We start from the raw sequence: 24,494 nt of genomic DNA on the forward strand, positions 1-24,494 counted from the left end.
ATGGCTGGGACGCGTGTGAAAATTTGCGGGCTCACGACTGAATCGGACCTGAAGACGGCCGTTGACGCCGGAACAGACGCAGTCGGCGTCATCTGTGACGTCCCAGTCGAGACGCCACGAGAGGTGTCTCCCGAGCAAGCGACGTCACTCGTCTCGAGCGTACCGCCGTTCGTGACGAGTGTTCTCGTGACGATGGCGAGCGATGCCGACCGCGTGGTTGATCTGGTCGAGCGCGTTGGGCCGGATGCGGTTCAACTTCACGGCGACACGGAACCGGCTGTCCTCGAGTCCATCGAATCAGCTATCGATGCGAATCTCCTGGTCGCAATCGATTCCAACGAGGTTGGGGCCGCCGAACGCTACGACCACCTCGTCGACGCGTTGCTCGTTGATACAGTCGACGAGTCAGGCGGTGGCGGAACCGGTGAGACCCACGACTGGGAACAAACGCGCGACGCCGCAGCGTCGCTCGAGTCGCCGCTCATTCTGGCCGGTGGACTCACACCCGAGAACGTCGCTGCGGCCGTTCGAACAGTCGAGCCGTTCGCGGTCGACGTGGCAAGCGGGGTCGAAGCCGAGGGCGGAATCAAAGACGCCGACGCGGTTCGAGCGTTCGTGACTCGAGCGAAAACCGCACACGCTGACGGACCCGACACGGTGACGCTATGAGTAATTCTGACACGACTCCCGACGCAGCTGACGTACCGCCCGTCGAGTTCGACCTCGAGCGAGACGCGTTCTGTGAACACGCATGCGATGGCGACACACCGGCTGTTGTCCGAACCGTGGCGACGCTCGACGTCGAGACGACGCCACTTGCGGCCTACACGGCGCTGACCGGCCGCACCGGCGACAGTGATCGCGAGCGCTCGTCGTATGCCTTCTTGCTTGAGAGCGCCGAAAAGACGGCCTCGAGCGACCCAGATGGCGCGTTCCGCCCGAGTTCGGCGGAGCCGGATCGCCACGCACGATTTTCCTACGTCGGCTACGATCCCGACGCCGTCGTCACGGTCGAATCGGGCGATGCAAGCGTCGAAACGCTGGTCGAGGATACGCCGCTGACGTCGGTCGAGACGGCCGATGACAGCGATACCGTCGACGCACTCCGGGCGGCCATGCCCGACGTTCGCCTCGCGAACTTTCCTGACCACGACCGCCAGCATCTCGAGGGTGGACTCGTCGGCTTTCTGGCCTACGATGCGGTCTATGATCTCTGGCTCGAGGATGTCGGCCTCGAGCGACCTGAATCTCGGTTCCCGGATGCACAGTTCATCTTGACGACGAAGACGCTCGCGTTCGACGAGCGCGATAACACTGTCTCGCTGGTTTGTACGCCGATTCTCGAGGATGGTGACGATCCTGGGGAAGTCTACGACGCCCTGCAGGCCGAGGCCGCCACCGTCGCTGCAACGCTGCACAATTCCGAGGCTCCCGAAACCGGCGGCTTCAGCAAGGTAACAGAGACCGCAGGCCCGAAAGCCGACTACGAAGAAAGCGTTCGAACGGCAAAGGAGCACGTCCTCGATGGCGACATCTATCAGGGCGTCATCTCGCGAAAACGGGAACTGTACGGCGACATCGATCCAATCGGTTTCTATGAGGCGATGCGCGAGGTCAACCCCTCGCCGTACATGTATTTGCTCGAGCACGACGACCTGACTGTCGTCGGCGCGAGCCCGGAGACACTCATTTCGGTACGCGGACGCGAGATCATGTCGAATCCAATTGCAGGTACCTGCGACCGCGGCTCGAGTCCGGTCGAGGACCGCCGATTGGCGGGCGAAATGCTCGCCGACGACAAAGAACGGGCCGAGCATACGATGCTCGTGGATCTGGCGCGCAACGACGTTCGCCGGGTTGCTGAAGCCGGTTCGGTGCGGGTTGACGAATTCATGAACGTCCTCAAGTACAGCCACGTCCAGCACATCGAGTCAACAGTAACTGGCACACTGGCTGCGGACGCAGACCCGTTCGACGCCACGCGCGCGTCGTTCCCCGCCGGAACGCTCTCTGGGGCCCCGAAAATCCGGGCGATGGAGATTATCGACGACCTTGAGGCCCAGCCACGGGGGCTCTACGGCGGCGGCGTAGGCTACTACTCCTGGACTGGTGACGCCGATTTCGCGATTGTGATTCGCACGGCGACTGTCGAATCAGGCGTGACACCGCCTGCAGATGTCACCGGGGACGAGACCGATCTGGATCGAATCACCGTCCAAGCCGGTGCCGGACTGGTCGCAGACAGCGACCCCGAATCTGAGTACGAAGAAACTGAGAAGAAGATGGGCGGCGTTCTTGCGGCGCTCGAGGAGATTGACGTTCCTCCCGAGGAGACTGCAGACGATGGCCGCGAAACGCCGGAGGTGAGCCAATGAGCACACCACGTAGCGAGTCGCCAGCCGACACCGAGCAGGAGACCACACGCGTCCTGTTCGTCGACAACTACGACTCCTTCACGTACAACCTCGTCGAGTACGTCAGCCAACTCCCTGGCACCGAGACTGCAGTGGTGAAAAACACCGCCTCGCTCGAGGACGTTCGCGCTGAAGACCCAGATGCGATCATCATTAGCCCCGGCCCTGGGCACCCGAAAAACGACCGCGATGTCGGCGTCACGATGGACGTGCTCCGGGACGTCAGCCCCGAGGTACCGACGTTGGGCGTCTGTCTCGGCCTCGAGGCAGCGATTTACGAGTATGGTGGCTCGATTGGGCGGGCACCCGATCCAATCCACGGCAAGGCCTCAGCCGTCGATCACGACGAATCAGGTGTGTTCGCTGGCCTCGAGCAGGGCTTTCGCGCCGGGCGCTATCACTCACTGGTCGCACTCGAGGTGCCCGACTGCTTCGAGGTGACGGCGACGGCCGACCACAGCGCGGAACACGGTTCCGCTGGCGCTGCGGCGGCGCCGCAGAACGATGGCGAAACGCTCGTCATGGGCGTGCGCCACCTCGAACACCCCATCGAAGCGGTTCAGTTCCACCCAGAGAGCGTGCTCACGGCAGCCGGTCACGACATTATCGAGAATTTCCTTGCGAGTCTCTGAGCGGGCGCTCGAGTGAGTGGCTGCTGTTTGTGTTGTGTTTGTCACACTCCTCGAGAAGACTCTCTACCTTTGGGTGCCGTCTGATCGTGTTTGGGTGGTAGTCTAGACGCCGGGGATAATCTCGAGCATCCCGGTTGCATACAGTGCGGCGAGGACGACCGCCGCGACGAGTCCGACGCGGACGGCGAGTTTGATTGCGATGCGGATAGCGATGACAGCGACCGCAAAGGCGGCGAGGGCAGCGAGGGCGAGCAGCACCGTCGATCCCGTAAATGGTTCGACCATATTTCAGTCCCCGTACTGGAAGGACGTAATCTTTCTGGATATCCTGACAACCACAGATAGTTACCATTCGATCTTCGCTTGGATCTCGATGTGACAGACTGCGAAACGCACTACCAGCGCGACCGCAAGACGGCTTGTGGGTGCGTCGAAACATCGGTACCGCACGCATCTGAAAGAGAAAATCACCCGCGGAGACGGTGATTCTCCTGTGTTTTGCGTCACTTTCAGTCTGCTCTGATAATCGTTAAGATGGGTGCGCTCGTAGTGATTGTTAGACGCCAAGACGGCCGTCTCGAGGCCGTCGCCCGGACCAACTGTCTAGACCCATCTATACAACCCTGATTGTAGTATTCCAAGAAAAGGAGGACTACAACACTACGTTTTATGGGTGATGCCTGAATACCGAACCTTCGTTACGAATGATGAGAGCCAGGACTCCACATCGACGCCAAACCGTCGGACGACGCCCTGAGTATTGCGAGGTGAGCCGCGCATGAGCAAACACGACCTCTCCGCGGAGGAACTCACCCTTCCGATCAAGCGCACCGAAGGCGAGACGCTCGAGGAGCGCATGACCGATAACGCCTATCACAACATTCTCCCGGCGCGCTATCTGCGCAAGGACGCCACCGGCGACCTGATCGAGGAACAGGAGGATCTGTTCGACCGCGTCGGCAAGAACATCGCACTCGCCGAAGCCGTCTACGAGGCCGAGAAACAGGACCTCGAGGTCACGGTCACGCCGGACCAGCTCAAGCCGGACCATCCGCGCCGCGACGAACTCGCCGCGGAGGTCTTCGGAGCGGGCACGACGGCAGACGACGATGTCGAAACCGTCCTCACTGAGCACAACGTCAACAAGTTCGCCTACGAGACTGTCGTGCCGGAGCTGCCGGAGTCAGTTCGTACGCACGTCGAAGACGTCGCCGAGACGTTCACCGAGGGCATGTCGGAGCTGTCCTTTATGCCGAACTCGCCGACGCTGATGAACGCTGGCGACGAACTCCAGCAGCTCTCGGCGTGTTTCGTCATGTCTCCGGACGACGACCTCTCGGATATTCACGAGACGGCCAAGAAGGCGGCTGAGGTCTTCCAGTCCGGCGGCGGCGTCGGCTACGGCTTCTGGCAACTGCGCCCCTATGGCGACGCAGTCGGTTCGACCGGGGGCATCGCCTCCGGGCCAATCACCTTCATGCGGACCTACGACCAACTCTGTGAGACCATCGCTCAGGGTGGTACCCGACGCGGTGCCCAGATGGGCATTATGCGCGTCTCTCACCCTGACGTCATCGAGTTCATCCACGCGAAGAACAAGGATGTCTCGCTCGCCCACACACTGCGTCTGAACGACCCGGATGACTACACATATACCACGTTCTCGGAAGCACTCGAGGAGGCACGCAGCCTCATTGACGAGGACGGACGCGTTCCAAAGCATCTCCGCAACGCCGTCGAAGGCCATCTCTCTAATTTCAATATCTCTGTCGGCGTCACGGACGCGTTCATGGAAGCCGTCCAGAACGGCGAGGAGTTCACGTTCACGAACCCACGCACCGAGGAGCCCCATATCGCCACCGAAGAAACCAAAGAGATGTACAGCCGCTACGACCTCGGCGAGCACGTCGAGGTCGGCGAGCCGCTGTCGATTCCCGCCGAACTCATCTTCGAGCGCATCGTCTCCGGTGCCCACGAAAACGGCGAACCCGGCGTCATCTACCTCGAGCGCGTCAACAAGGAACACTCCTTTGACACCGAGGCAGAGCCAAATCACCGCATTCTGGCGACGAACCCATGTGGCGAACAGCCACTCGAGGAGAACGAAGCCTGCAACCTCGGCCACATCAATCTCTCGACGCTCGCCGATCAGGGCGCTCCTGACTGGCGTGTCTGGTCCGAGGCACACGCAGACGAGTACGACACCTTCGAAGACGCCGTCGACGCCTTCCTCGAGGAGGCAATCGATTACGCGGAGTTCGACGAGCGCATCGAGTACGGGACTCGATTCCTCGAGAACGTCGTGACGATGTCCGATTTCCCGGTCGAGGATATCGAGCAGACGGTCCGCGACATGCGCAAGATCGGACTGGGCATTATGGGCCTTGCACAGCTGTACATCCAGCTGGGCATCAAATACGGCAGCGACGAAGGCAACGAAGTCGCCCGCCAGCTCATGACCCACATCAACCACGGCGCGAAGGCCACAAGCCACGAACTCGCGACTGAGCGCGGCTCCTTTGCCGACTGGGACGAGTCCAAGTACGCGAACCCGACCGAGTACCGCGAGTGGTTCGAACACCAGACCGGCGAGGACGCCGACGACTGGGAGGATGGTTTCCCAATTCGGAACCACAACGTCACCACGATTGCGCCGACCGGCACGACGAGTATGGTTGGGAACACGACGGGTGGCTGTGAGCCGATCTACAACGTTGCCTACTACAAGAACGTCACCGACGACGTGCAGGGCGACGAAATGCTCGTCGAGTTCGACGACTACTTCCTGCGCACGCTCGAGGCGAACGACATCGACGTCGCCGCCGTCAAAGAAGAAGCGCAAGAGCAGATGGCCACCAACCAGTTCGACGGCGTCGAAGGGCTCTCGACGGTGCCAGACGCCATCGGTGAACTGTTCGTCATCACGAGCGATCTCTCGGCCAAACAGCACGCCGCTGTCCAGTGTGCCGCACAGAAAGGCGTCGACTCCGCCATCTCGAAGACGGTCAACGCGCCAAATGACTCCACGCTCGAGGACGCAAAGGAAGTCTTCGAGTGGGTCTACGAGAACGGTGGCAAGGGCGTCACCTACTACCGCGACGGCACCCGCTCGAAGCAGGTGCTGACGACGCGTGCGGACAACGCTGACTTCGCAGACGAAACCGAAGCCGCGGAGACCCTCGTCGAACAGATCGACGAGATCTTCGGCGGTCTCGAGGCCTTCCTCGAGAGCGAGGACGTCCAGGACGTGCTTGATGAGGACGTCTCCTCGCTGGTCTCGGCAGCAGAAGACGAGATGGTTCACGTTGATTTCACCGAAAAGCGCGAACGGCCTGATGCCCTGCAGGGCGTCAGCCAGCGCATCGACACCGGCTACGGTAAGGTCTACGTGACGATCAACGAGGACCCAGAGACCGGCCAGCCGTTTGAGCTGTTCGCGAACATCGGCCACTCGGGTGGCTTTACGAACTCCTTCACCGAGGCGCTCGCGAAGGTCATCTCGACCTCGCTGCGCTCCGGTGTCGACCCCGAGGAGATCGTCGACGAACTCTGTGGGACGCGCAGTCCGAAGGTCGCCTGGGACAAAGGCGAACAGATTCAGTCCATCCCAGACGCCATCGGCACCGCGATGCGTCGCTATCTCGACAACGAGATCGACAAGCCGTACCCGACCCAGCAGACGCTCGAGGATGCGGCCGACGCAAGTACGGAAGCCGACTTCGACGGCCCACAGACCGACGGTGGCGCAGCCGCCAAAAGCGGTGACGACGCCACGCAGGATCTGATCGATGCTGGCGAGTCACCCGAATGTCCCGAGTGCGGATCGCTCTCGCTGTACTTCTCTGAAGGCTGCAAAACATGCAATAGCTGTGGATGGTCGGAATGCTGACTTGTCGCTGATGAATTAATTCGGATCTACCTTTTCTTTTTAACTGAAGACGGGGCGATATAGTTTATGCCTCCGGTAGAAGAGTGTCCAGCCTGTGGAAGAGATGACTTCAAGAACGAGTACGGTATAGGAATTCATCTTATACGATACTGTGAACAAAGCTCTGAAGAACAAGAAGCACTTGGTCGTAGTCTTATTTCCGGTAAAAACCATCCAATGACGGGACATGAAATGTCGGATGATGCAAAACGGAAAATTGGCGAAGCAGCATCGGGAAGGTCAATGCCAGAAGAGGCAAAACAAAAAATCAGTGAATCATTGAAGGGACATGAAGTATCGGAAGAGACTCGACAGAAAATCAGTGAATCACTGAAGGGAGAACAGAACCCTTGGTATGGCGTTACTGGCAATGAACACCCACGCTATGGCACCTCATTTGAACTCGACCAAGAAAGCCGTGAAAAACTCTCAAAGTCACTGAAAGAAACCTACGAAAAGGACCCGACGAAGCATTCAATGCATGGGCGAACTGGTGAGAGTCACCCCCTCTACGGCTATGAGTGGTCTGAAGAGCAACTTCAGAAACTCAGCGAGGCACACCGTGGAACAGTACCAGGAAAGACAAAGCCACGCCAAGTTATCAAAACACGAAACATTGTCCGAAACGGCTGGGAGGCTTCGATTGATCAAATACTGCACGATGCTGGGTTTGAGTATACGTATGAAGAACAATTATTTGAATTATCAGATCGCACATACACCCCAGATTTTGTTGTTGGCGATGTTGTGATTGAAGTGAAGGGAATGGTATGGGAGAACGATGAATCAAAGGCTAAGTCATTCATGAACAAATACTCCAATCCGTATATCGTAGTTGGCTCGAAACTACCATGTAGTGAGCATTTGCACTGGGATGAACGAACGGAACTTCCGAGCATTGTTCGAACTTATCTCTAATAAGTATCTGCAGAGTGGCGAATACCTGGCAACTTCGGAAGAGTTAGAGTGAATTACACAGAACTGTAACTCGAGGTAATGGCTAACGAAGGTGACGGCGGCCGGCCGTGTCCACGCTGTGAGCAGCCGATGTTCAAGCGCCACTGCAAGTACGTCTGTCCGCAACACGGCGTGATCTATGACTGTGCAGATACGTTCTGGTAGCTGGTCTCGGTGAATCTGCCAGAACCTATTTATCCGCCAGTACCCCTGCATTGAACGATGCGACTGTCTACGGGCGTTCCGGGCTTCGACGAACTGGTCGATGGCGGGCTCTTACGAGACCGCCTCTATATCGTCAGCGGGCCGCCCGGCAGCGGCAAGACGACATTTTGCTCGCAGTTTCTCACGAAAGGGATTTTCGAGGGTGAGACCGCGCTGTACGTCAGTATGCACGAATCCGAAAGCGAAATCGTCCGAGATATGACGAACTTCGAGTTCGGCTTCGATCAGGCGGTGAACTCGGGGAAGCTGAAGTTCATGGACGTCTTCGAAAGTGAAACCAAACGATTCCTCGCCTCCTCGAGAGGCACTGGCGATTCGCCCGATAGCGTCGAGAACCTCTCGAACAAACTCGTCTCGTTTATCGAGTCGAACAACATCGACCGCGTCGTCATTGACTCGACGATGCTCCTCGAGTACTTCTTCTCGACCGAGGTCGAACAGCTGATTACGTTTCTCACGCGGCTCAAGCGGGCGGATGCGACAATCTTGCTGATTTCGGAGATGACTGATCCGACCTCGTATTCGGATGGCCACTATCTTGCCCACGGCGTGATCTTCATGCACAACTACCTCGAGTCGGGTGGGATGACCCGGGGCGTCCAGATCATCAAGATGCGCGGGACGAAAATCGACTGTAATATTCGTCCGGTCGAGTTCTCCGAGCGCGGGTTGCACGTCAATCCAAGCGAGACGGTCCAGACCTAATCATGTACGAACGGACGTTCGGGACCGACTGGGAGCACCTCGAGAGTCGCGATGAAATCCTCTGGCGAGCGTTCGCACTCGGGGTGGCAGAGTGTCTCGGCGCAGACCATCCCGGCGAACTCGAGCGACTCGCTGATGCAACGGAGACGACCTACGATCGGAGTTTTGCCGAACTGGCCTATCAGAAAGGTCGCCAGCGCGTCCAGCAACTCGAGGGCGAAGACGCAGCCCGGATCTGGCAGGAGTTGGTCGAAGAGCAGTCGGAACTCGATCTGTGGGCGGAGCCGGAGTCGACGGTCGAGTCCACGACACAGGATGACGAAGAAACTGGCTTACCCGACTCGCTGCGTGGGTTTCGTGCCGATACGCTGCCGGCCGACAGCACGGAACGCGTCCAACGACCAACGTTTCTTGAACGCGAGAGTTCAACCCGTCGTCGTCAGCAGGTAATCCGTGAGTCACTGTCGCGCTCTCGGGCTGGGCGCACTCCTGTCTCCAGGGCGACAGAGACGGATGACGACGGCGACGGCGAAGACGAGTGACGATACCTATCCTTCTGTGGGTGACCGTGAGGCGGCTTGACTTCGCGTCTGGAGCAGCCGATAGGTCGGCCCGGCGAGCAAGAAGACCGCGGCAAGTCCACAGGCAATCGACAGGGCAATACCGAGTTCGCCCAGCCCGCTCGTTGTGACGGTCGCCGCAGAGGCACCGACGAAGACGGCAGCAATCGTCCAGGGGAGTTCGCCAAGGATCGTGCCGATAACGAACTGCTGGAGTGTGACTCCGCTAACTGCTGCTGCACACGTCGAGACATCGGATGGGATCGGCGCGAGTCGCGCCGCCGTCATCCCACGAACCGGCCCGGCTGTCTCAAAGTAGCGAGAGGCAACGCCACCAGCGCGCTCGAGCGTACGGTCGACGACCCCGGTGCTCGAGGCACTTTCAGTGGGCTGGTCGGGTGCCTGCGTTTCAGCCGCAGAGACCTGTGGTGGCTGTGTGGGGCCGTTCCCAGACACCGAAATTTTTCTCGCAGCGAGGAACACTGGTAAGACGCTGGTGAGGAGCGCCAGCATGGCGATCGGAATGCCAAGTGTCACACCGAAGCCGTAGCCAACTACGACTGCAAGCGGCGTCGTTGGCCAGGCAAGCAGCGGCCGCACCGCATACAGTCCGGCCACGACGAGACCAAATGTCAGTGGATCACCCGTCAGCGACTCGAGCGCGCCAATGACGGCGCTGGGGGAGACAACGAGCCCGGCGGTGACGATCGCAGCGGCGACGACGAGTCCAGCGGTTGCACGCGTTGACGCTTGCGACCCCAGTACGGACATCGAGCGCAGTTTCGTCTCAACTGTTGAATCTTTTGTGCCTCGCGTGCGCACTCGCTGCGTCGCGGCGCAACGTTTATTCGCCACGCCACAACAGACACGCACCGATGGGTAGCGATCCCGAGCGCAACGGCGGTGACCGAGTCGACCCTGGCGCTGCGGAGGCCAGCGAGAGAGACAGCGCCACTGCGGCCGACGACGACCGCGTTGCACTCGGTCTTGCTCTCCTTGAGCGCCTCGAGCACGAGTCGCTGTCACTCGCGGATGCAGTTGACCGAATCGAGACGGTGACGACCGATCCGACAGTCACGCGAACGATTCTCGATCAGGCCGAACTGCGCGGCATTATCGAGCGCGAAGATGGCATCATCCGGCCAAAAAGCCGCCAGTACGTCAGTTTCGAGCAGGACGTGATCACGAAAGAAGGCGATTTCACGTGCCAGCGCTGTGGCTCTGGGCTTTCGACCGGCCACTTCATCAACCTCGAGGCGGGCGAACTGGGGCCGTTTGGCTCGTCGTGCATTCGGAAGGTTACGGGCAGAGAGTAAGAAAAAGTCGATGCGAGCGCGTTAGCGACCGTGTCGAAGCTCTTCGATCAACTGCTCGATTGTCTCTTGTTGGTGTTCAATCAGTTCCGTCTGTTGCTCGACGGTCGCTTCCAGGTCGTCGAGACGCTCGAGGACTGCGTCGTCAACAGCCGGTGACGCCTGTGCGTCGTGATCTTCAGCGTCGGCTCCAGCGGTTGCAGAAGACGCAGCAGCCGATTCCTCACGGCCTGCCGACTGGTGACTCGAGGCGTCGTCTCGAGGAGACGACTCTGTCGTCGTCGCTGGTGTTTCAGCCGATTCTGTGGCCGTGTCGGTTGTCTCCCAGGTGGAACCAGATTGCTCAGATTCGTCGAAGAAACTGCCGGTTTCGGCGGGTTCGGTCTCAGCAGTCTCGGATACTGCGTGCTGCGCGTGGGAGTCTGCGGTATCGTCGCTGGCAGGTGGCTCTGTCGTCGACTCGTCGTGGTCCGTCCGCTGCGCCTCGAGCGACTCCGGGACGGCAGCGTCTGACGACGGCGCTTCCGCAGCAGCACTGTCGACGGCAGTCGTCTCCGTCGGTTCGCGGACTGGGTCGGGTTCTGGTTCTGGCTCCGAGCGTCCGTCGCCGATCGGCTCGCGGTCGTCCAGTTCTGGCGGATTCGCCTCGAGTGGATCAACACCGCTGCCGAACTCCATCGTGCTCCCAGTGTCTTCGTCTGGCGTTTCTGCGTCGTCGTCACCGATTTCCTCGTTGAGTTCCTCAAGGCTCCCGACATCGTGATACTCGAAGAGGGCTCGCTGGAGTCGCTCGCGGAGGTCGTTGGCTTCGTCGTTCGGGGCTTTGATTCGCTGTGGGCGACCGTCGACGGCGAGGACGACCTGTGTTGCGACGCTCCCGTCTTCGAACGAGAGATTCGTGACGTCCTCGTAGTGGTACTCCTCGTAGTCGCCATCCCAGACGGCGCTGCCGATGTGTTTGACCAGCCGCTCGCTCGTAATGATAATCGTAAGCTCGCTAAAGCGGTAGGTCTTGACGACAGTCTCGCCGGGGTTCGTAATACCGTTTCCGTTCAATATGCCGGCAAGCACCGGGTGCAAGACGGTGTCTGTCTTCCCCGATGGAACGGTAAACTCGGATTCGCCCTCGAGTGAGTACTCGAGAGTGAATTTGGTTTTTCGTCGGCCTTCCGAAAGGGTGAGCCGGTCGGCGTCGTGGGGATATTCGTCGACTGATTCGTCTCGTAAGAGGCCGTCGGATCGATAGACGAGGGTGCTCGACGCGGTGATGAAGAGTTCGTCTTCGCCACCGAGTGAAACACGGGCGGCGACATCCTCGCCATCGAGGGCAGAGTGGACGATACCGGGAACGCTCATGTCTGTCGCGGTTGTTCGTATGGCCCTGTGATAAATCCGTGGGTCCGCGTTACACGCCGAATTCGAATGAGAAGGTTAAAGAGATAGACGGCACTACGAAAAACTGAGCCCGGGTGGCTTAGCTGGACATAGCGCCGCACTCATAGGGTTCAGAGATTCGGTGCGGTTTCGCCTTGGAAGCCTCCGTGTCCCTCGAGGACTCATGCCGAGCCTCGAACCTGGGACATGCGGAGATCGAGGGTTCGGAGCCCTCCCCGGGCATGCTTCTCAAACATCACGAGTTGAAGACGAGTGATAACGCTGAGAAGCATGGCCGGTTCGCTCCGAACCCGGTGGTCTTCACCGAGCGAAGCGAGACGCGAACACAGTGAGCGTCTCGGAAACGCGAGCGGCGAAGCCGCGAGCGAAGCGAGGTGAAGGCAGGAAAGACGAACGCGTTCGTCTTTCCGTGGTTCGGAGCCCTCCCCGGGGCACTCATCAAATTCTTCATATGAACGCGTAAATACCCCTGTCCAGCAGGGAATTAACGCGGTTTCTCCAACCTCTAGTCGTGACACCGATCAACCACATACTGCAATAGAACCGGTCAACGGAGGTGTCCAAGCATGGCAGCTGGCCATCGCGAGGCCAGCGGCGTTTCTATGGACGTCACCTACCAATCGATCACCGAAGCTTTGAGCCTCCAAGGGTAGTTTTTGAACCATGCGAATATCCTTACTATTGAAGCATGAGCGTGTGTTTCGTAGCACCCTTTTTCGTTAGTTTCCAATACTCGCTCACAACCGGGAGTCAACATCATCATTCCACACTTTTGGTACCTATCTGTAAGCCCAAGCACCCTATACCGGTGTTAAACGGGTGATGCAGATGTACTGAGGGACAGGCCCTTTTTTGTAAAATTCGTTCCCATTCGAGAGGCTTGTGAACTACCCCTGCCTACTCGCCAGCAAAAGCTGGCTCCTCGAGGCAGGGGCTTCCTGCTTCAACGACGTTGTCAGACTACGTCTGATAGCCTGTCGAGGTTCCCGCGACGTAGTGCATGCCGTACTTGTCACAGTGATGTTCGAGAATCCGACGAAAGTCACTCCAACCGACTTCAGCCTTGTTCCGAGCGTTGCCATCACCTTCCAACATCGATTTCACATTGAGGTTCTCGACAAACACGGCATCGTACTCTGTCGCGTAGAAATGCGTGAGTTTGTGTTTGTAGTCACGCTTCTTATTCAACATACGAGCATGAACCTCTGCAACGCGGCGGCGCTGTTTCTCCCAGTTGTTCGGCTCGTATTCCTTGCGAGAGAGCGAACTGATGTTGGTTCGGATGCGTTCGACAGCTTTCTGCAACACAGTGGAGTAGACCTCTTTGAGGTCAGTCCACTGCTGTTTAAGACGGGGAAGATCGTCTCGAACTTGCCAGACGCGCTGTCGAAGCGTTCCTTCGTCTTCTGGGATCTTGGTGAATTCGTGAAGTGCGTGGTTGTAGAGTTGTCGCACGATGTCACGAGTCAATCCAGACTCTCCCGTTGATCGGTTGTCGGAAAGAGTCGGTATCTTGGACTATTCTCCATGCGACTTGTTCGCTGTCAGGAGTTGTACCATGTTAAGATTGTTGACCAGAATCGTTTGAAAGTCGTGCGGGCACTGTTTCTCCTCCCTACTCACTCACTCCACGTTGCTCCTTTCGCTCCTTGAGGACGGGGGCTTAGCACCCTATTATTCAGCTAAATCGACATTCGTTGACGACAAAGACTTCGCCAAGAAATTACCAGGCTGACGTTTTAATACGGATATCGTGATCGGCAGCTTCGTTGAGGCGGTTCCGGACATCCGGTGAGTAGTAATCAATATCGAATGCCCATGTTTCACCATCTCGAAGATCAGTCACGTTCGTCCACTCATCACCCAACACAATCCCGTCATCATTATAAATCGTCGTGACGACCTCAACGTAACTTTGATCTTCACCACTTTCGTTTTCGACCTCCCCTTCTACGATTAAATCCTTGTCACCAAAGTCGTCTTCTGTCACTTCCATACTGCTGTCGACCAATGAGACTCCCTCTGGTGGTTCATATGTGTCTTCGTCGAACTCTCCCTCCAGTTCGTAGTCATCAATATTCTCCGGACTTGTGCCAAGGTAATAGACACGCGCTGACCATGTTTCGCCTGCATCGAGTGTCGTCAGTCGCCCTGTGTCGTTATCGAGATAGTTGCCATCATCATCGTACCAATCCGCTTGGAGTTCGATGTCACCGCTCGGTGCATCGCCGGTGTTCTCAACTGTCGTGTCAACGAAGACGTCCGTGGTAAAGTCACCCTCTTCAACGACCAACTCATGATCAACGATCTCTAGGTCCGCTGTCTCGTCTGATGAATCGTCCTCATCAGCTTCCTCTTCCGCATCATCATCGTCTGAACTCCCGTTCTCGTCAGTGTCATCGGACGTGTCTGCATCTGTTTCTATGTCGTCGTCTGCATCACCGTCGTCGTCTGCATCACCGTCGTCTCTCGTCCCACCCTCCATCTCCTCACTTTCATTTGAGCATCCAGCCAGGATTGTTGAGAGAACAACACCACTTCCGAGTAGCACCTTCCGCCGATTCATATCAACTGTTCTGGATGGTTATCTGATAGGCGTTTCGACTTTTGTCTATGTTCTTGCCAAAGGCAGACGGTACTGATCAGTTCAATGGCATCGACGTGTTTGGCTGCGGCTTGTTATTAAAAATAGTCTCGAGTGATTGTATCTCTCTAACCTTGATCAGCAGAGGTCATAGTCCACCCCTCGCAATCTCTTCCCAGTCAAAATCTACCTTCGCGCCCCTAATACTCAATCTTTCTTCTTTGAAGTTTACTACTAAACAGTAGATAGTAAAACGATCAATTCATTCTATTTCACTTCTCGATGGATGCGGAAGACGAACCTGTCCGAGAAGTGTATGGCAAGATATTTGCACCGCACGATGAGTATGAAGTGATCATCCAGGATCAGACCGTAGCTGGGAACACTCTCGAAGTCACAATTGGCATCGGGGAAGTGACCGACAATGGAGACGGCTGCGGTGGTGACCCAGTTAGATATGATTACTACTTTGCAGGTATTGAGAGCCAGGACTTTGAAGTGATTACGTTCCACCTTGATGATGCCCTAGGTACCCACGAATCTGTATTCACTTGCTAATACCAACAGACGGCCCACTCCTTCTCTGAGCGCAGCGAGAGTCTGGTAATGGTGTGAGGTGGACAGTTAGAGACCTCCCTGGAGTAGTACCTATCTAGTCTTAGCATTATTCGGAAATCAAAGGGTTTTTTATGCTGATACCGGCCCTCACCTCGAGTTGTCATGTCGACCATAACCGACAGCCGAACAATCGATATCGCCCTCAAGCCCAGACGTATAAAAAAGACAGCGGTGGTGTGGCTGTGAGTCGTTGTCACTGCTCGAGGTCACGACATGCGTCCAGCAGAACTGGGCGCGGGTCAGGCGGTTTGAATCCGAATCTCGCCGTCGGCGGTGACGGTAACCAGACAGTCGTTGTATTCGAAGCTAACCGTGCCGCCGGTTCGGGGGCCGTCTACACGGGGTTCGAACAACCGTTCGAGTGCATCTGCGTTGATCGCGTGGTGAAGTGGCTTGAGTGACGTGACATTGACATCGCGGTACGTCGCAACTGCTTGTGCAACGGCAACAGATAGTGGCGTCTCATCGAGTCGGTCGTACTGTACTGTATACGGCTCCTTGTGTGTCGTCGAGACAGAACGTGAAGTCATCTCGGTCATGTGAATATCCCCAATCCCGCGCGTGGGACAGCCACATCTTTGCCAGTCCAACTAAAGAGTCTAGCCGTTAACTGTATAATGTGGCGTGGGCAGCGATGGTTAATCAGTTAACCATCTCGCGTTCGATCGTCGAACAACCGGCTAAAAAGCTTCCATTCGGCGGATCGAACGTGCTTGTGAAAGGCGGGCGATGAGATATCGAGGGACTCAGCGATGGCTTCGCCGGTCGTCTCACGCGGCCAGTCGAAGAAACCGCCGTGATAGGCCGTCTGGACGACTTCGCGCTGACGATCGGTCAACGCCTCGAGCAGGGCGTCGTAACTGGGGCTCGCTGGTGATGTGAGATCGTCACTCGAGCGCTCGCGTCGGGCGAGCAGTGTGTGTGAAATGTTGCGGCGCTCGAGTTCGGTGAGCAGGGTACGGACGTCGACGGTGTCGGGGACGACAACTGTCGCCGTCGTCGTCTCGGGAGTTGCGACGAGTTCGCGGACGGAACCGCCGTACGTGTCGACGACGCCTCCGAGAGACGGGCTCTCGAGTGTGACTTGTAAGATTGGCCGTTGTGACACGTCGGAGATGACGGCGGCGGTGGCGACACCGTTGACAGCGCGGATACGGTCGATAGTCGTCTCCTCGAGTGGGCAGTCGACAGCGATGAAGACGACCGCAGGAGTTGTTTCGTCGGTTGTTGTACCCGCGAGTTCGACTGGCGTAGCGAGTTGAGACGCGATTCGGGAAAGGACGGATCCCGACTGGATCTCGAGTTCGAGTTCGGTAAGCGGTGTGTCTTGGTCGGCCGTAGCGCGGGTGACGGAGTCGATCGTCTGTGCGATTGTCGTGGCAAGGTCCGAAAGCAGGGATCGAAGCGGCTCGTCGAATGCCGCTGGGCGGTCGCCATAGAGCGCCAGGACGCCATAGAGGTAGTCCGAAGCGATGAGCGGCACAGCGATGACGGACTGATAGTTACTGGAAAGTGCTGTGCCGCGCCACTCGCCGTCGTGGACGTTCGCAGCCACGTTTTCGATGTAGACGGGTGACTCGGTCCGTGCAACACGACCGGCTGGCTCGCCGGCAGCGTCGTCGCTCGGCGGAATCGCAACCGTGTCGAGATACGCGCGTTCACGCCCGGCAATCGCTCGAGACTGTAACTGTGTTCCGCCGGGTGTCGGTTCGCTGAGCCAGGCCATCGAACACGCCTCGATGTCGACACAGCGGTCACAGATCGCCTGCTCGATCTCGCTGCGTGAGTCGGTTCCCAAGAGTATCGTCTCGATATCGGACCTGAGTTGGTCGATTGCGTGTCGTCGCTCGAGGCGTTCGTTCTGAGTGGTGAGTTCGCGTTCACGCTCGCGGAGGCTGTGTGCGCGACTGTGTTGCTCGAGTGCGCTTTCGGCGGTGTCTGCAAATAGCGTCGCAAGGTCGATCGTGCCCTCGTCGTAGCGCGCTGGATCTCTCGAGAGTGAAACCAGGACGCCGTAGGATCCAAGCGGCAAGTAAAGGCCGCTTTGGGCGTTGTCCCAGAGCGCAGGGTGAAACGGCTCTGGCCCGTGTTCGTCTCGAGTAACGGACTGGACCTGTCCCTCGATGAAGGCTGTCCACGCGAGATCAGTTTCAGGGTGGATCTGGGGAAGTGAATCGACCAGTGCGTCGAGACCAGCAGCCGATGTCTGGGGGGACAGTTCGTTTGCCCGGTCATCGTAGCGATAGAGAACTGCCTCGAGGCCGAGGATCTCGGCAGCGAACGCAATGAGTAACTCGGCTGCGCGGTCGGTCGAGTCCGCACTGAGCAGCGTCTGGGTCGCGTCGTGAAGTTCGCGGAGCGTTTCGCAAGCGTGGACGTGGTCGGTGTTGTCGCCGCTCTGGTCCGAGTCGCCAGAGTCGATTGTGTCTGCACTTGTCGTCGCTCGAGTATGTGCGAGTGCCCGACGCAACCGATGGGCGAGGACGGCGGGCATTTCGACTGTCTCCTGGGTGAGCACATCGGTGGCATCCTCGAGCAGCGTGTCGACCGTGTCTGACTCGCCCGAGTCGTCCGACTCGAGAACATAGACGAGCGGATACGTGTCGTCGATAGCGTCGTTGGATCGTACGGCCGCAATGACGTCTCGATCGCAGGTCAGTAGACAGTCGCTTGACTCGAGCGTCGCTGTCTTGAGTGTCGCCGGCGAGTCGACGGCTGCGAAGATTGTAATGGGTTGGCCTGTGTCAGTATCATCTGATTGCGGGGTGCCAGCATCGTTTTCGGAGCCATCACCTGCCTCGAGTCCTGCCATCACAGTCTCACGCCACGATGGCGGGCCGACCACCACCACGCTGACCGGAGTCGATCCGGTTGAGATGAGACTGTGAACCATAGTTACTCTGCGAGCGGCACGAACAAAAGCATCGTGTCGATACTGTTTGGGGGACAATTGCTCGAGCCAGGTCCGGTCGGCGGGTTCGCTCGAGTTAGTAGCCGATCACGTCACCGTCTTTCCGAGGTTCAGTTGCCCCCGAAAGTGTCTCGCCACGTTTACGGACGAGTTGCGCACCGCCGAACAGCACTGGCGGCAGGACGCTCACATTGTGTCCCCTCCGTACAAGCGCGGTCTGTGCCGGGAGTCGCTCTTCAACGCCGAGTGTTCCATCTTCGCGGTAGCGCCAGCGAGGTGCATCCAGCGCGGCTTGTGGCGTCATGTCGTAGTCGATCAGATTCGACAGAACCTGCACGTGGCCCTGTGGCTGCATATACCCGCCCATGACGCCAAACGCAGCCCAGTCGTCGGTATCGAGTTTCGCAATCGCGGGAACGAGCGTATGGAACGGGCGCTTTGCTGGCTCGAGACTGTTCGGATGGTCGGCCTCAAGTGAGAAGGATGCGCCGCGGTTCTGGAGTGCAATCCCGGTGTCTCCGGCGACGAGGCCGCTGCCGAAGCCGGCGAATCGGGAGTTGATATAGGAGACGAGGTTGCCTTCGTCGTCGCCGACAGTCAAGAGGACGGTATCTGCGTCCTCAGCATTCGCGTTCGGCACGCCGACTGCAGGGTCTTGGATTGGCGTTTCGCTGATCGCCGACGCTCGCTCGCGGGCGTAGGACTTCGAGGCCAGTGGGGGAATCTCCTCGAATTCGGGATCTGTAATGTAGTGATGGCCATCGACGAACGCGAGTTTCATGGCCTCAGCGAAGGCGTGGACGCGCTCGGGAGACTCGTAGTCGTGGTCGCCCGCGCCGATTGCTTCGGCGATGTTCAGTGCCTCGAGTGCGATCAGTCCCTGATTGTTCGGTGGGAGTTCGTAGATTTCAGCGCCGTTGTAGGTCGTGCTCACCGGGTCGACGAACTCGGGTTCGAAGTCAGCCAGATCGTTGTGGCTCAGGAAGCCGCCTGCGGACTGTACTTCCTCGACGATTGCGTCCGCGATTTCGCCCTCGTAGACGGCGTCTGCGCCCTCCTCGGCTATCAGTTGCAGTGACTCACCGAGTCGGGGCAGCGTGACTGTCTGGCCGGGCTCTGGACTCTCGCCGTCGAACAGATACGCCTCACGCGCGTGATCGTCTGTAAATAGGTCCTCGGCCCCCTGCCAGTAGTACGCGATAACCGGCGAGACGGGATAGCCGTCCGTCGCGTAGTGAATCGCCGGCTCGAGGACATCACCCAGGGACTTCCGGCCGAATCGATCGACAGTTGCTTCCCAGCCTCGAGCCGTTCCCGGGACCGTTACTGCGTGGGGTCCGAGGAAGGGCATCTCGAGGTCATCGGTGTTCGTCTCGCCGTCGACAGCGTACCCTCGAGAGTCCGGGTAGTACTGTGAGAGTGTCTCAGCGTCGGTGTTCTCAAGTGCGTTCGTCACGCGCTCGATTGAGGCGTCAGCGGGTGCGGGACCGCAGGAACGCATCGCACCAACCTCGCCGTCTGCAGTCCGGTAGAGCGCGAACACGTCGCCGCCGAGTCCAGTCGAGGTCGGCTCGACGACGTTCAGTGCGGCAGCTGTCGCCACTGCTGCGTCGAACGCATTCCCGCCGTCTTCCAGTATCGAGACACCCGCCTGTGCGGCAAGCGGCTGACTCGTCGCAACCAGCCCGCGGTTCGCATAGACAGTCGATCGTCGTGACTCGAATCGATCGAGAATCGCATCGAAATCAGTCTCGCCCATACGCTGTCAGGGTGTGCAACGGGCAAAAACGTGCCCATCACTCGAGTGACAATGGCCTGTGACTCACGCGATAGCCACGTTCGCCGTCACGGTCTTCCTCGAGCGAGTCGACGGCTGTGGCTTCGCGAAACTGGATTCGTCGTTCCATCTTCGTCATGACTGGCGTCTCGTAGTGTTCGGCCTCGTACTCGAGCGTGGAGCCATCATCCCGACGCTGTGAGACGAACTCCTCGTGGCGAGCTAGCCGTGCCCGACCGACCGACCGCGACAGCGCCGGTACCTCGGCCACGCCCGCATCGAAGGCCTCGAGAAACGCCGACTCGAGTTCGTAGCCAACCGAATTGCGACCGGCACACATCGCGGCAAGTGTCGTGGTTCCGGTCCCCCAGAACGGATCGAGGACGGTGTCGCCGTAGGCTGAGTACATACAACACAGCCGATAGGGGATCTCGAGTGGGTACGCCGCAGATCGCTCGCGCAGGTCGGCTCCAGCCTCGCCGTCGAGGTCGAAATCGAGTTCTTGCAGTTCGCCCTGGACTTCGGTCCAGACATCGGAGAACCAGCGGTTGCGTTCCTCCCAGAAGTAGGCGGCTTCGTAGCGCCGATCCGCGCCGGGCTCGAACCCACGGCTGTCGCCCCCGTTTCGGAAGATCAGGATGTACTCGTGTTCTAAGGTGACGTAGGCATTCGGCGGGATCATGCCACTACCCATGAACTTGGCCGCGCTGTTTGTCGGCTTGCGCCAGAGCACATCCGGCAGCGGGTCGAATCCCCGCGTCTCGAACGCCTCGAGGATGCGAGCGTGGTTCGGATAGACGCGGAAACTATCATCGAGCGAGCGCGTCGCATCACCGATGTTGAGACAGACGATCCCGCCGTCGACGACCACACGCTCGAGTTCGTCCCAGACTGCCTCGAGTTGGGCGTGCATCGCCTCGAACGCCGCTTGCCCGTCTGCGGCCTCGAGTGCATCGCCGATTTCCGGATCGAGGGTCGCAAACAGGTCGTCCCACATCTCGATCATGGGATACGGCGGTGAGGTGACGACGAGGTCGATGGAATCGTCCTCGAGGGCCGACAGCGACCGAGCATCATCGACGACGACGCGGTGGCTCGTCTCCATTGGGTCACACTGTCGGCGTCGCCACCTTAGCTCCTTCGTCACCGCTGTCAGGCGTGGCGAATTCGATGTAGGGGCGATCAGTGAGAAATCGAAGACGATCGCCGCGAAACGCAGTTACTCGTCGTCGCTCTCGTCCGTGCTCGCTTCTGCCTCTTCAGCGTCATCCTCGAGTTCCATCTCGTCTTCGCCGTCGTCGCCGTCTTCATCCAAATCAGCGGTCGTCGCCGGCTCGAACTCTTCGATCGGCTCCCACTCTTCGTCCTCGCCACTTGCTCCCAGCCGTTTGCGAAGCGCAATCGCGCCAGCGACGAGTCCAACTGCGAGCAACAGCTTTGGTAGCCGACTCGACCCGTCGCTTTCGGCGTCAACATCGATATCAGTCTCGCCAGCAGCGTCGTCTTCCGCAGTCTCTTCGTCGAGCACCTCAGATTCTGCGCCAGTCGCTTCTTCGACCTGTTCGGTAACGTCGTCGATAATTTCCGGCTCGTCAAGACTCTCGAGCGGTGATCCCTCGAGATCGCTCGATTGCTGACCGACGAGGAAACCAAGCGCGGCACCGAGTCCAAACACGGCACCCACCAATGGAAGACGACGCTGCTGGGCGCTTGTGTCGGACTCTTCGACAGCCTCGAGAATTGACTCTCGCATCGGGCTGTCGAGTCCTTTACCGACTGCTTCTTTGACCACAATCTCCGACAGGGTTTTGTCCTGTTGTTCGCTCTCGGGCATAATCGCATCCGTCTACATGGCTGTACATAACTGTATTCACCGTTTCAATCGATTCGTGTGAGCGCTCGAGTGGTAAGCTGTCCTTACTCGCGCACCGGCTGTCTGTAGTTCCGTATTGCTGCAGGCCATTGGAGCACAATCACGACACAGGTTGGCTTATCGGAAGAACATGCGAGCGGTTTTGCACGCTGTGGCCTCCCAACTCCGTAGCGTGTCCCAGCCGAAACTGTTCGAGACTAGATTCAGTTCGTCGCTGAACTCTCTCGAGCACCGACTAGTCACTGCTTGAGACTAATCGAATGTATCAACCGGAAACACTGTCCGCGTAAACATCCTGTTACCCTCCTATAAGGTCTGTATCAGCGGCTCAAATCAGTGGTAATGTCTTGCATAACGAAAGTGGCCTACTGTGAACGGCGATGTATGAGTGTCATTCGTCAGCCTGGCGTCCTCGGCCGGACGACGCGACAGCGAGTCGTTGGGCTGACCGCCGCACTCTCTGCTGCGGCGCTCGAGACGCTTGCCGTTGCCATCTGGTTCGGCCTTGTCGTTGGCTCGCGGACAACGTCGACGGCGCTTGCCGGGCTTGGAATCCTGTTCTGTGGTGCACTGCTCAGGGCGGGCGTTTTCGGTGCCACGGTTAACGAACTTGGCGAACTCCTCGAGCCGCGACGCCTCGGTGCGGCGACGATTCTGACCGGCGGCTGGATCGTCTGGCTGTTGCTCGCAGAGCAAATCGGCGGGCAGGAAGGCGTTGTGCTTGCCACGCTCGCGCTTGCGATCGTCTTGACTGCCCAGTTCGAGTACGAACGGCGAGTATTTGGCCACCGCTCGATTCGTGACACCTCGTTCACGCCGATCGTTCCCGCCGTGTTGCTCGCAGTCGGCGCATCGGCGCTGCTTGGATCGGCCTGGTTCATCGACTGGACGCTCACGTCTCCGCCGATCGCACTCGAGATAACGACGGTCGTGATCCGGATCGAAGCGGTCCAACTCGGTGGCGTCGTCTTCGGCCTGTTCGCGTTCATTGCCCATCAGCGCCGATTCCAGCGCCTGCTTTCGCACTGCTGACTTACTTCCCTTCGGCGCCAACGTTCTGGTCGCTCTCGAGCGAACCCGGATCTGGCTCGATTGTCGCGTACTGGACCGCTCGCTGGCCGAGCGTCGCGACTCGATCTGCTAACTTCTCGTCGACGAACTCGCCGTCCTCGAGTGCCGAGTGTGCGTTCGGTATCGCTGCCTGATGAGGCAACACCCACGCTTTCAGCGACCGGCAGACGGATCTGAGGTGCTCGAGTGCGGTGACGGGGAACGCACCACCCGAGACGGCAAGCAACCCGACAGTCGTGTCTTCGAACTCGTCGAACCCACAGTAATCGATCGCAGTCTTCAGCGGCGAGGCGTACGAGCCGTGATACATCGGCGAGCCGAGGAGGATTGCATCTGCCGCTTGCAGTTCGTTCGCGAGTTGTGCTGCATCACCGGCCGTCTCGCGGTCGCGGTCTGCATCGAACGCGGGCAGGTCGTACTCCCGGAGATCAAGTAAGGTGGTGCTCGCACCGGCAGCCGATGCAGCCTCGAGGGCGTGCTCGAGTGCCAATCTGGTCGTACTTTCATCGCGCAGGCTTCCACAGACGCCAACGACGTGGACAGCTTCCATAGAACGCTTGACGACGCCGGTGTTGAAATATCTCCGGCCCGCTCAGAGACAGAGGCGAGTACCTATTCGGCCATAAAGATAAACCAACCTGCATAGGTACAGCCAGTATGACACAGCGTGTAATCTGTCCGCATTGCTCGGAGAAGATTCCTGTTGATTTCAATCGAAAAGTGCTCCAGACGCGAGCAAAGCCGGGCACGCTGCGCGATGACTTCGACCGATCGTCTGTGTGTTCGAAGTGTGACGAGAAATTCGCGTGCAAACTCAAAGATCCGATGCGGCGACGGCGGTAGGACGCCAGACAGCCGAGCGGAATATCGATACGCCTCGAGTGCATACTGCGGGCATGGACGAGGACCGCGAGCCATCGGTCAACATCAGCGGCGGTGCCTCCGGTGGTGGCGTTCCCGCCGAGTTCGATCCGGAAACGGCCGAAACCCGCGCTGAGCGCGTCATCGACCGTCTTGGTGAACGCTACTGGCAGAAAACCTACGGCGGACGGGACGCGTTTTCCTGCCTTGTTCGCACAATTTTGAGTCAGAACACGAGTGACAAAGCGAGCCAGCCCGCCTACGACGCGCTGGTCGACCGGTATCGTCCGGACGTATCTGACGGCCGCGAGTCAGACCTCGCCGACGCACTCGCCACCGCCGAGCACTCAACACTCGCAGAGACGATTCAGCCAGCCGGCCTCTACAACCAAAAGTCCGAGATGATCCGTGAGGCGGCCGACTGGGTGCTTGAGGAGTTCGGTTCCGGGGCGGCCTTCGACGCATTCGTCAAAGACGAGGATCCAGCTGTGGTCCGCGACACACTGCTTTCGGTTCGGGGCGTCGGCCCGAAAACCGCCGACTGCGTGTTGCTCTTCGCTGGCGGTCGCGACGGCGTCTTTCCAAACTAAACGCAGGACATCTGGTCACAATCTGGAACTATGACAGTACAATAATAGGTATTGTTCTGATTCTATCACCCATCCAATTA

At 58.7% G+C, this 24,494-nt stretch carries 21 protein-coding genes, 1 tRNA gene and 2 pseudogenes; 13 read left to right on the forward strand and 11 right to left on the reverse strand.

Translation table 11 applies throughout. The features are described from left to right. The 3 genes from G6M89_RS08475 to trpG are packed head-to-tail and all read left to right on the forward strand — an operon-like array spanning position 1 to position 3,046. Positions 1-669: a phosphoribosylanthranilate isomerase gene (locus G6M89_RS08475; RefSeq protein ID WP_165161381.1), complete on the forward strand. Its 669-nt coding sequence runs from the start codon at positions 1-3 to the stop codon at positions 667-669. Beyond that, on the forward strand, positions 666-2,375 hold the full coding sequence (trpE, locus tag G6M89_RS08480) for an anthranilate synthase component I (RefSeq protein ID WP_165161382.1): 1,710 nt from the start codon (positions 666-668) through the stop codon (positions 2,373-2,375). The genes G6M89_RS08475 and trpE overlap by 4 nt, the downstream gene beginning before the upstream one ends. After that, positions 2,372-3,046: an anthranilate synthase component II gene (trpG, locus tag G6M89_RS08485; RefSeq protein WP_165161383.1), complete on the forward strand. Its 675-nt coding sequence runs from the start codon at positions 2,372-2,374 to the stop codon at positions 3,044-3,046. The genes trpE and trpG overlap by 4 nt, the downstream gene beginning before the upstream one ends. A 102-nt stretch (positions 3,047-3,148) precedes the next feature. Here the strand turns inward: trpG and G6M89_RS08490 are convergent, their stop codons facing one another. After that, positions 3,149-3,331: a hypothetical protein gene (locus G6M89_RS08490; RefSeq protein ID WP_165161384.1), complete on the reverse strand. Its 183-nt coding sequence runs from the start codon at positions 3,329-3,331 to the stop codon at positions 3,149-3,151. Positions 3,332-3,824: 493 nt separating this feature from the next. Between G6M89_RS08490 and G6M89_RS08495 the strand changes: the two genes are divergently transcribed. The 5 genes from G6M89_RS08495 (at position 3,825) to G6M89_RS08510 (ending at position 9,403) form a co-directional block, all read left to right on the forward strand. After that, positions 3,825-6,935 (forward strand): adenosylcobalamin-dependent ribonucleoside-diphosphate reductase, encoded by a 3,111-nt coding sequence (locus tag G6M89_RS08495; protein ID WP_165161385.1) that lies wholly within the window; start codon positions 3,825-3,827, stop codon positions 6,933-6,935. 66 nt (positions 6,936-7,001) lie between these two features. Then, positions 7,002-7,892: an NUMOD3 domain-containing DNA-binding protein gene (locus G6M89_RS08500; protein WP_165161386.1), complete on the forward strand. Its 891-nt coding sequence runs from the start codon at positions 7,002-7,004 to the stop codon at positions 7,890-7,892. A gap of 78 nt (positions 7,893-7,970) precedes the next feature. Further along, positions 7,971-8,096, forward strand: coding sequence for an HVO_2523 family zinc finger protein (locus G6M89_RS22550; RefSeq protein WP_255488171.1), 126 nt, complete (start codon positions 7,971-7,973; stop codon positions 8,094-8,096). Positions 8,097-8,153: 57 nt separating this feature from the next. Then, positions 8,154-8,861 carry an ATPase domain-containing protein gene (locus G6M89_RS08505; RefSeq protein WP_165161387.1) on the forward strand — a complete coding sequence of 236 codons (708 nt, stop codon included), beginning with the start codon at positions 8,154-8,156 and terminating at the stop codon, positions 8,859-8,861. A 2-nt stretch (positions 8,862-8,863) separates the two neighbouring features. Further along, positions 8,864-9,403, forward strand: coding sequence for a hypothetical protein (locus G6M89_RS08510; RefSeq protein ID WP_206335501.1), 540 nt, complete (start codon positions 8,864-8,866; stop codon positions 9,401-9,403). 6 nt (positions 9,404-9,409) lie between these two features. Here the strand turns inward: G6M89_RS08510 and G6M89_RS08515 are convergent, their stop codons facing one another. After that, on the reverse strand, positions 9,410-10,192 hold the full coding sequence (locus tag G6M89_RS08515; protein WP_165161388.1) for a TVP38/TMEM64 family protein: 783 nt from the start codon (positions 10,190-10,192) through the stop codon (positions 9,410-9,412). A gap of 104 nt (positions 10,193-10,296) precedes the next feature. Between G6M89_RS08515 and G6M89_RS08520 the strand changes: the two genes are divergently transcribed. Continuing rightward, complete coding sequence (locus G6M89_RS08520) at positions 10,297-10,737, forward strand: DUF5830 family protein (protein ID WP_165161389.1); 441 nt, start codon at positions 10,297-10,299, stop codon at positions 10,735-10,737. A gap of 21 nt (positions 10,738-10,758) precedes the next feature. On the opposite strand, the gene G6M89_RS08525 is transcribed toward G6M89_RS08520, so the two are convergent. Continuing rightward, positions 10,759-12,090 (reverse strand): hypothetical protein, encoded by a 1,332-nt coding sequence (locus G6M89_RS08525; RefSeq protein ID WP_165161390.1) that lies wholly within the window; start codon positions 12,088-12,090, stop codon positions 10,759-10,761. Positions 12,091-12,197: 107 nt separating this feature from the next. Here G6M89_RS08525 and G6M89_RS08530 point away from each other — a divergent pair. After that, positions 12,198-12,351, forward strand: a tRNA-Met gene (locus G6M89_RS08530). 756 nt (positions 12,352-13,107) lie between these two features. Here the strand turns inward: G6M89_RS08530 and G6M89_RS08535 are convergent. Beyond that, positions 13,108-13,658: pseudogene (locus G6M89_RS08535) on the reverse strand (transposase); the annotation flags it as partial. 194 nt (positions 13,659-13,852) lie between these two features. Next, on the reverse strand, positions 13,853-14,695 hold the full coding sequence (locus G6M89_RS08540; RefSeq protein WP_165161391.1) for an FxLYD domain-containing protein: 843 nt from the start codon (positions 14,693-14,695) through the stop codon (positions 13,853-13,855). Between the two features lie 300 nt (positions 14,696-14,995). On the opposite strand from G6M89_RS08540, the gene G6M89_RS08545 reads away from it, so the two are divergent. After that, positions 14,996-15,271, forward strand: a complete 276-nt coding sequence (locus G6M89_RS08545) for a hypothetical protein (RefSeq protein ID WP_165161392.1) — start codon at positions 14,996-14,998, stop codon at positions 15,269-15,271. A 299-nt stretch (positions 15,272-15,570) separates the two neighbouring features. Here the strand turns inward: G6M89_RS08545 and G6M89_RS08550 are convergent, their stop codons facing one another. The 5 genes from G6M89_RS08550 to G6M89_RS08570 form a co-directional block, all read right to left on the reverse strand. Beyond that, complete coding sequence (locus G6M89_RS08550; RefSeq protein WP_165161393.1) at positions 15,571-15,870, reverse strand: HalOD1 output domain-containing protein; 300 nt, start codon at positions 15,868-15,870, stop codon at positions 15,571-15,573. A 107-nt stretch (positions 15,871-15,977) separates the two neighbouring features. After that, positions 15,978-18,143, reverse strand: a complete 2,166-nt coding sequence (locus G6M89_RS08555; RefSeq protein WP_165161394.1) for a GAF domain-containing protein — start codon at positions 18,141-18,143, stop codon at positions 15,978-15,980. Between the two features lie 175 nt (positions 18,144-18,318). Further along, positions 18,319-20,001, reverse strand: coding sequence for a gamma-glutamyltransferase family protein (locus tag G6M89_RS08560; RefSeq protein ID WP_165161395.1), 1,683 nt, complete (start codon positions 19,999-20,001; stop codon positions 18,319-18,321). A gap of 37 nt (positions 20,002-20,038) precedes the next feature. Further along, positions 20,039-21,124 (reverse strand): site-specific DNA-methyltransferase, encoded by a 1,086-nt coding sequence (locus G6M89_RS08565; protein WP_165161396.1) that lies wholly within the window; start codon positions 21,122-21,124, stop codon positions 20,039-20,041. A gap of 114 nt (positions 21,125-21,238) precedes the next feature. Continuing rightward, positions 21,239-21,853 (reverse strand): hypothetical protein, encoded by a 615-nt coding sequence (locus tag G6M89_RS08570; RefSeq protein ID WP_165161397.1) that lies wholly within the window; start codon positions 21,851-21,853, stop codon positions 21,239-21,241. Positions 21,854-22,276: 423 nt separating this feature from the next. On the opposite strand from G6M89_RS08570, the gene G6M89_RS08575 reads away from it, so the two are divergent. Next, complete coding sequence (locus G6M89_RS08575) at positions 22,277-22,924, forward strand: hypothetical protein (protein ID WP_165161398.1); 648 nt, start codon at positions 22,277-22,279, stop codon at positions 22,922-22,924. A gap of 1 nt (position 22,925) precedes the next feature. Here G6M89_RS08575 and G6M89_RS08580 read toward each other — a convergent pair whose 3' ends face one another. After that, the gene (locus tag G6M89_RS08580; RefSeq protein ID WP_165161399.1) at positions 22,926-23,513 is read right to left on the reverse strand and encodes an NADPH-dependent FMN reductase; all 588 of its coding nucleotides are present in this window, start codon (positions 23,511-23,513) and stop codon (positions 22,926-22,928) included. Between the two features lie 346 nt (positions 23,514-23,859). Between G6M89_RS08580 and nth the strand changes: the two are divergent. After that, positions 23,860-24,408 (forward strand): annotated as a pseudogene (nth, locus tag G6M89_RS08590) (endonuclease III domain-containing protein); the annotation flags it as partial. Between the last annotated feature and the right edge of the window lie 86 nt (positions 24,409-24,494).

Source organism: Natronolimnobius sp. AArcel1, from assembly GCF_011043775.1.
GTDB lineage: Archaea > Halobacteriota > Halobacteria > Halobacteriales > Natrialbaceae > Natronolimnobius.

Bases quoted from the DNA above. Each gene is read 5' to 3' on its own strand.
- G6M89_RS08475 (WP_165161381.1), top strand. From the start codon at position 1: ATGGCTGGGACGCGTGTGAAAATTTGCGGGCTCACGACTGAATCGGAC.
- trpE (WP_165161382.1), top strand. From the start codon at position 666: ATGAGTAATTCTGACACGACTCCCGACGCAGCTGACGTACCGCCCGTC.
- trpG (WP_165161383.1), top strand. From the start codon at position 2,372: ATGAGCACACCACGTAGCGAGTCGCCAGCCGACACCGAGCAGGAGACC.
- G6M89_RS08490 (WP_165161384.1), bottom strand. From the start codon at position 3,331: ATGGTCGAACCATTTACGGGATCGACGGTGCTGCTCGCCCTCGCTGCC.
- G6M89_RS08495 (WP_165161385.1), top strand. From the start codon at position 3,825: ATGAGCAAACACGACCTCTCCGCGGAGGAACTCACCCTTCCGATCAAG.
- G6M89_RS08500 (WP_165161386.1), top strand. From the start codon at position 7,002: ATGCCTCCGGTAGAAGAGTGTCCAGCCTGTGGAAGAGATGACTTCAAG.
- G6M89_RS22550 (WP_255488171.1), top strand. From the start codon at position 7,971: ATGGCTAACGAAGGTGACGGCGGCCGGCCGTGTCCACGCTGTGAGCAG.
- G6M89_RS08505 (WP_165161387.1), top strand. From the start codon at position 8,154: ATGCGACTGTCTACGGGCGTTCCGGGCTTCGACGAACTGGTCGATGGC.
- G6M89_RS08510 (WP_206335501.1), top strand. From the start codon at position 8,864: ATGTACGAACGGACGTTCGGGACCGACTGGGAGCACCTCGAGAGTCGC.
- G6M89_RS08515 (WP_165161388.1), bottom strand. From the start codon at position 10,192: ATGTCCGTACTGGGGTCGCAAGCGTCAACGCGTGCAACCGCTGGACTC.
- G6M89_RS08520 (WP_165161389.1), top strand. From the start codon at position 10,297: ATGGGTAGCGATCCCGAGCGCAACGGCGGTGACCGAGTCGACCCTGGC.
- G6M89_RS08525 (WP_165161390.1), bottom strand. From the start codon at position 12,090: ATGAGCGTTCCCGGTATCGTCCACTCTGCCCTCGATGGCGAGGATGTC.
- G6M89_RS08540 (WP_165161391.1), bottom strand. From the start codon at position 14,695: ATGAATCGGCGGAAGGTGCTACTCGGAAGTGGTGTTGTTCTCTCAACA.
- G6M89_RS08545 (WP_165161392.1), top strand. From the start codon at position 14,996: ATGGATGCGGAAGACGAACCTGTCCGAGAAGTGTATGGCAAGATATTT.
- G6M89_RS08550 (WP_165161393.1), bottom strand. From the start codon at position 15,870: ATGACCGAGATGACTTCACGTTCTGTCTCGACGACACACAAGGAGCCG.
- G6M89_RS08555 (WP_165161394.1), bottom strand. From the start codon at position 18,143: ATGGCAGGACTCGAGGCAGGTGATGGCTCCGAAAACGATGCTGGCACC.
- G6M89_RS08560 (WP_165161395.1), bottom strand. From the start codon at position 20,001: ATGGGCGAGACTGATTTCGATGCGATTCTCGATCGATTCGAGTCACGA.
- G6M89_RS08565 (WP_165161396.1), bottom strand. From the start codon at position 21,124: ATGGAGACGAGCCACCGCGTCGTCGTCGATGATGCTCGGTCGCTGTCG.
- G6M89_RS08570 (WP_165161397.1), bottom strand. From the start codon at position 21,853: ATGCCCGAGAGCGAACAACAGGACAAAACCCTGTCGGAGATTGTGGTC.
- G6M89_RS08575 (WP_165161398.1), top strand. From the start codon at position 22,277: ATGAGTGTCATTCGTCAGCCTGGCGTCCTCGGCCGGACGACGCGACAG.
- G6M89_RS08580 (WP_165161399.1), bottom strand. From the start codon at position 23,513: ATGGAAGCTGTCCACGTCGTTGGCGTCTGTGGAAGCCTGCGCGATGAA.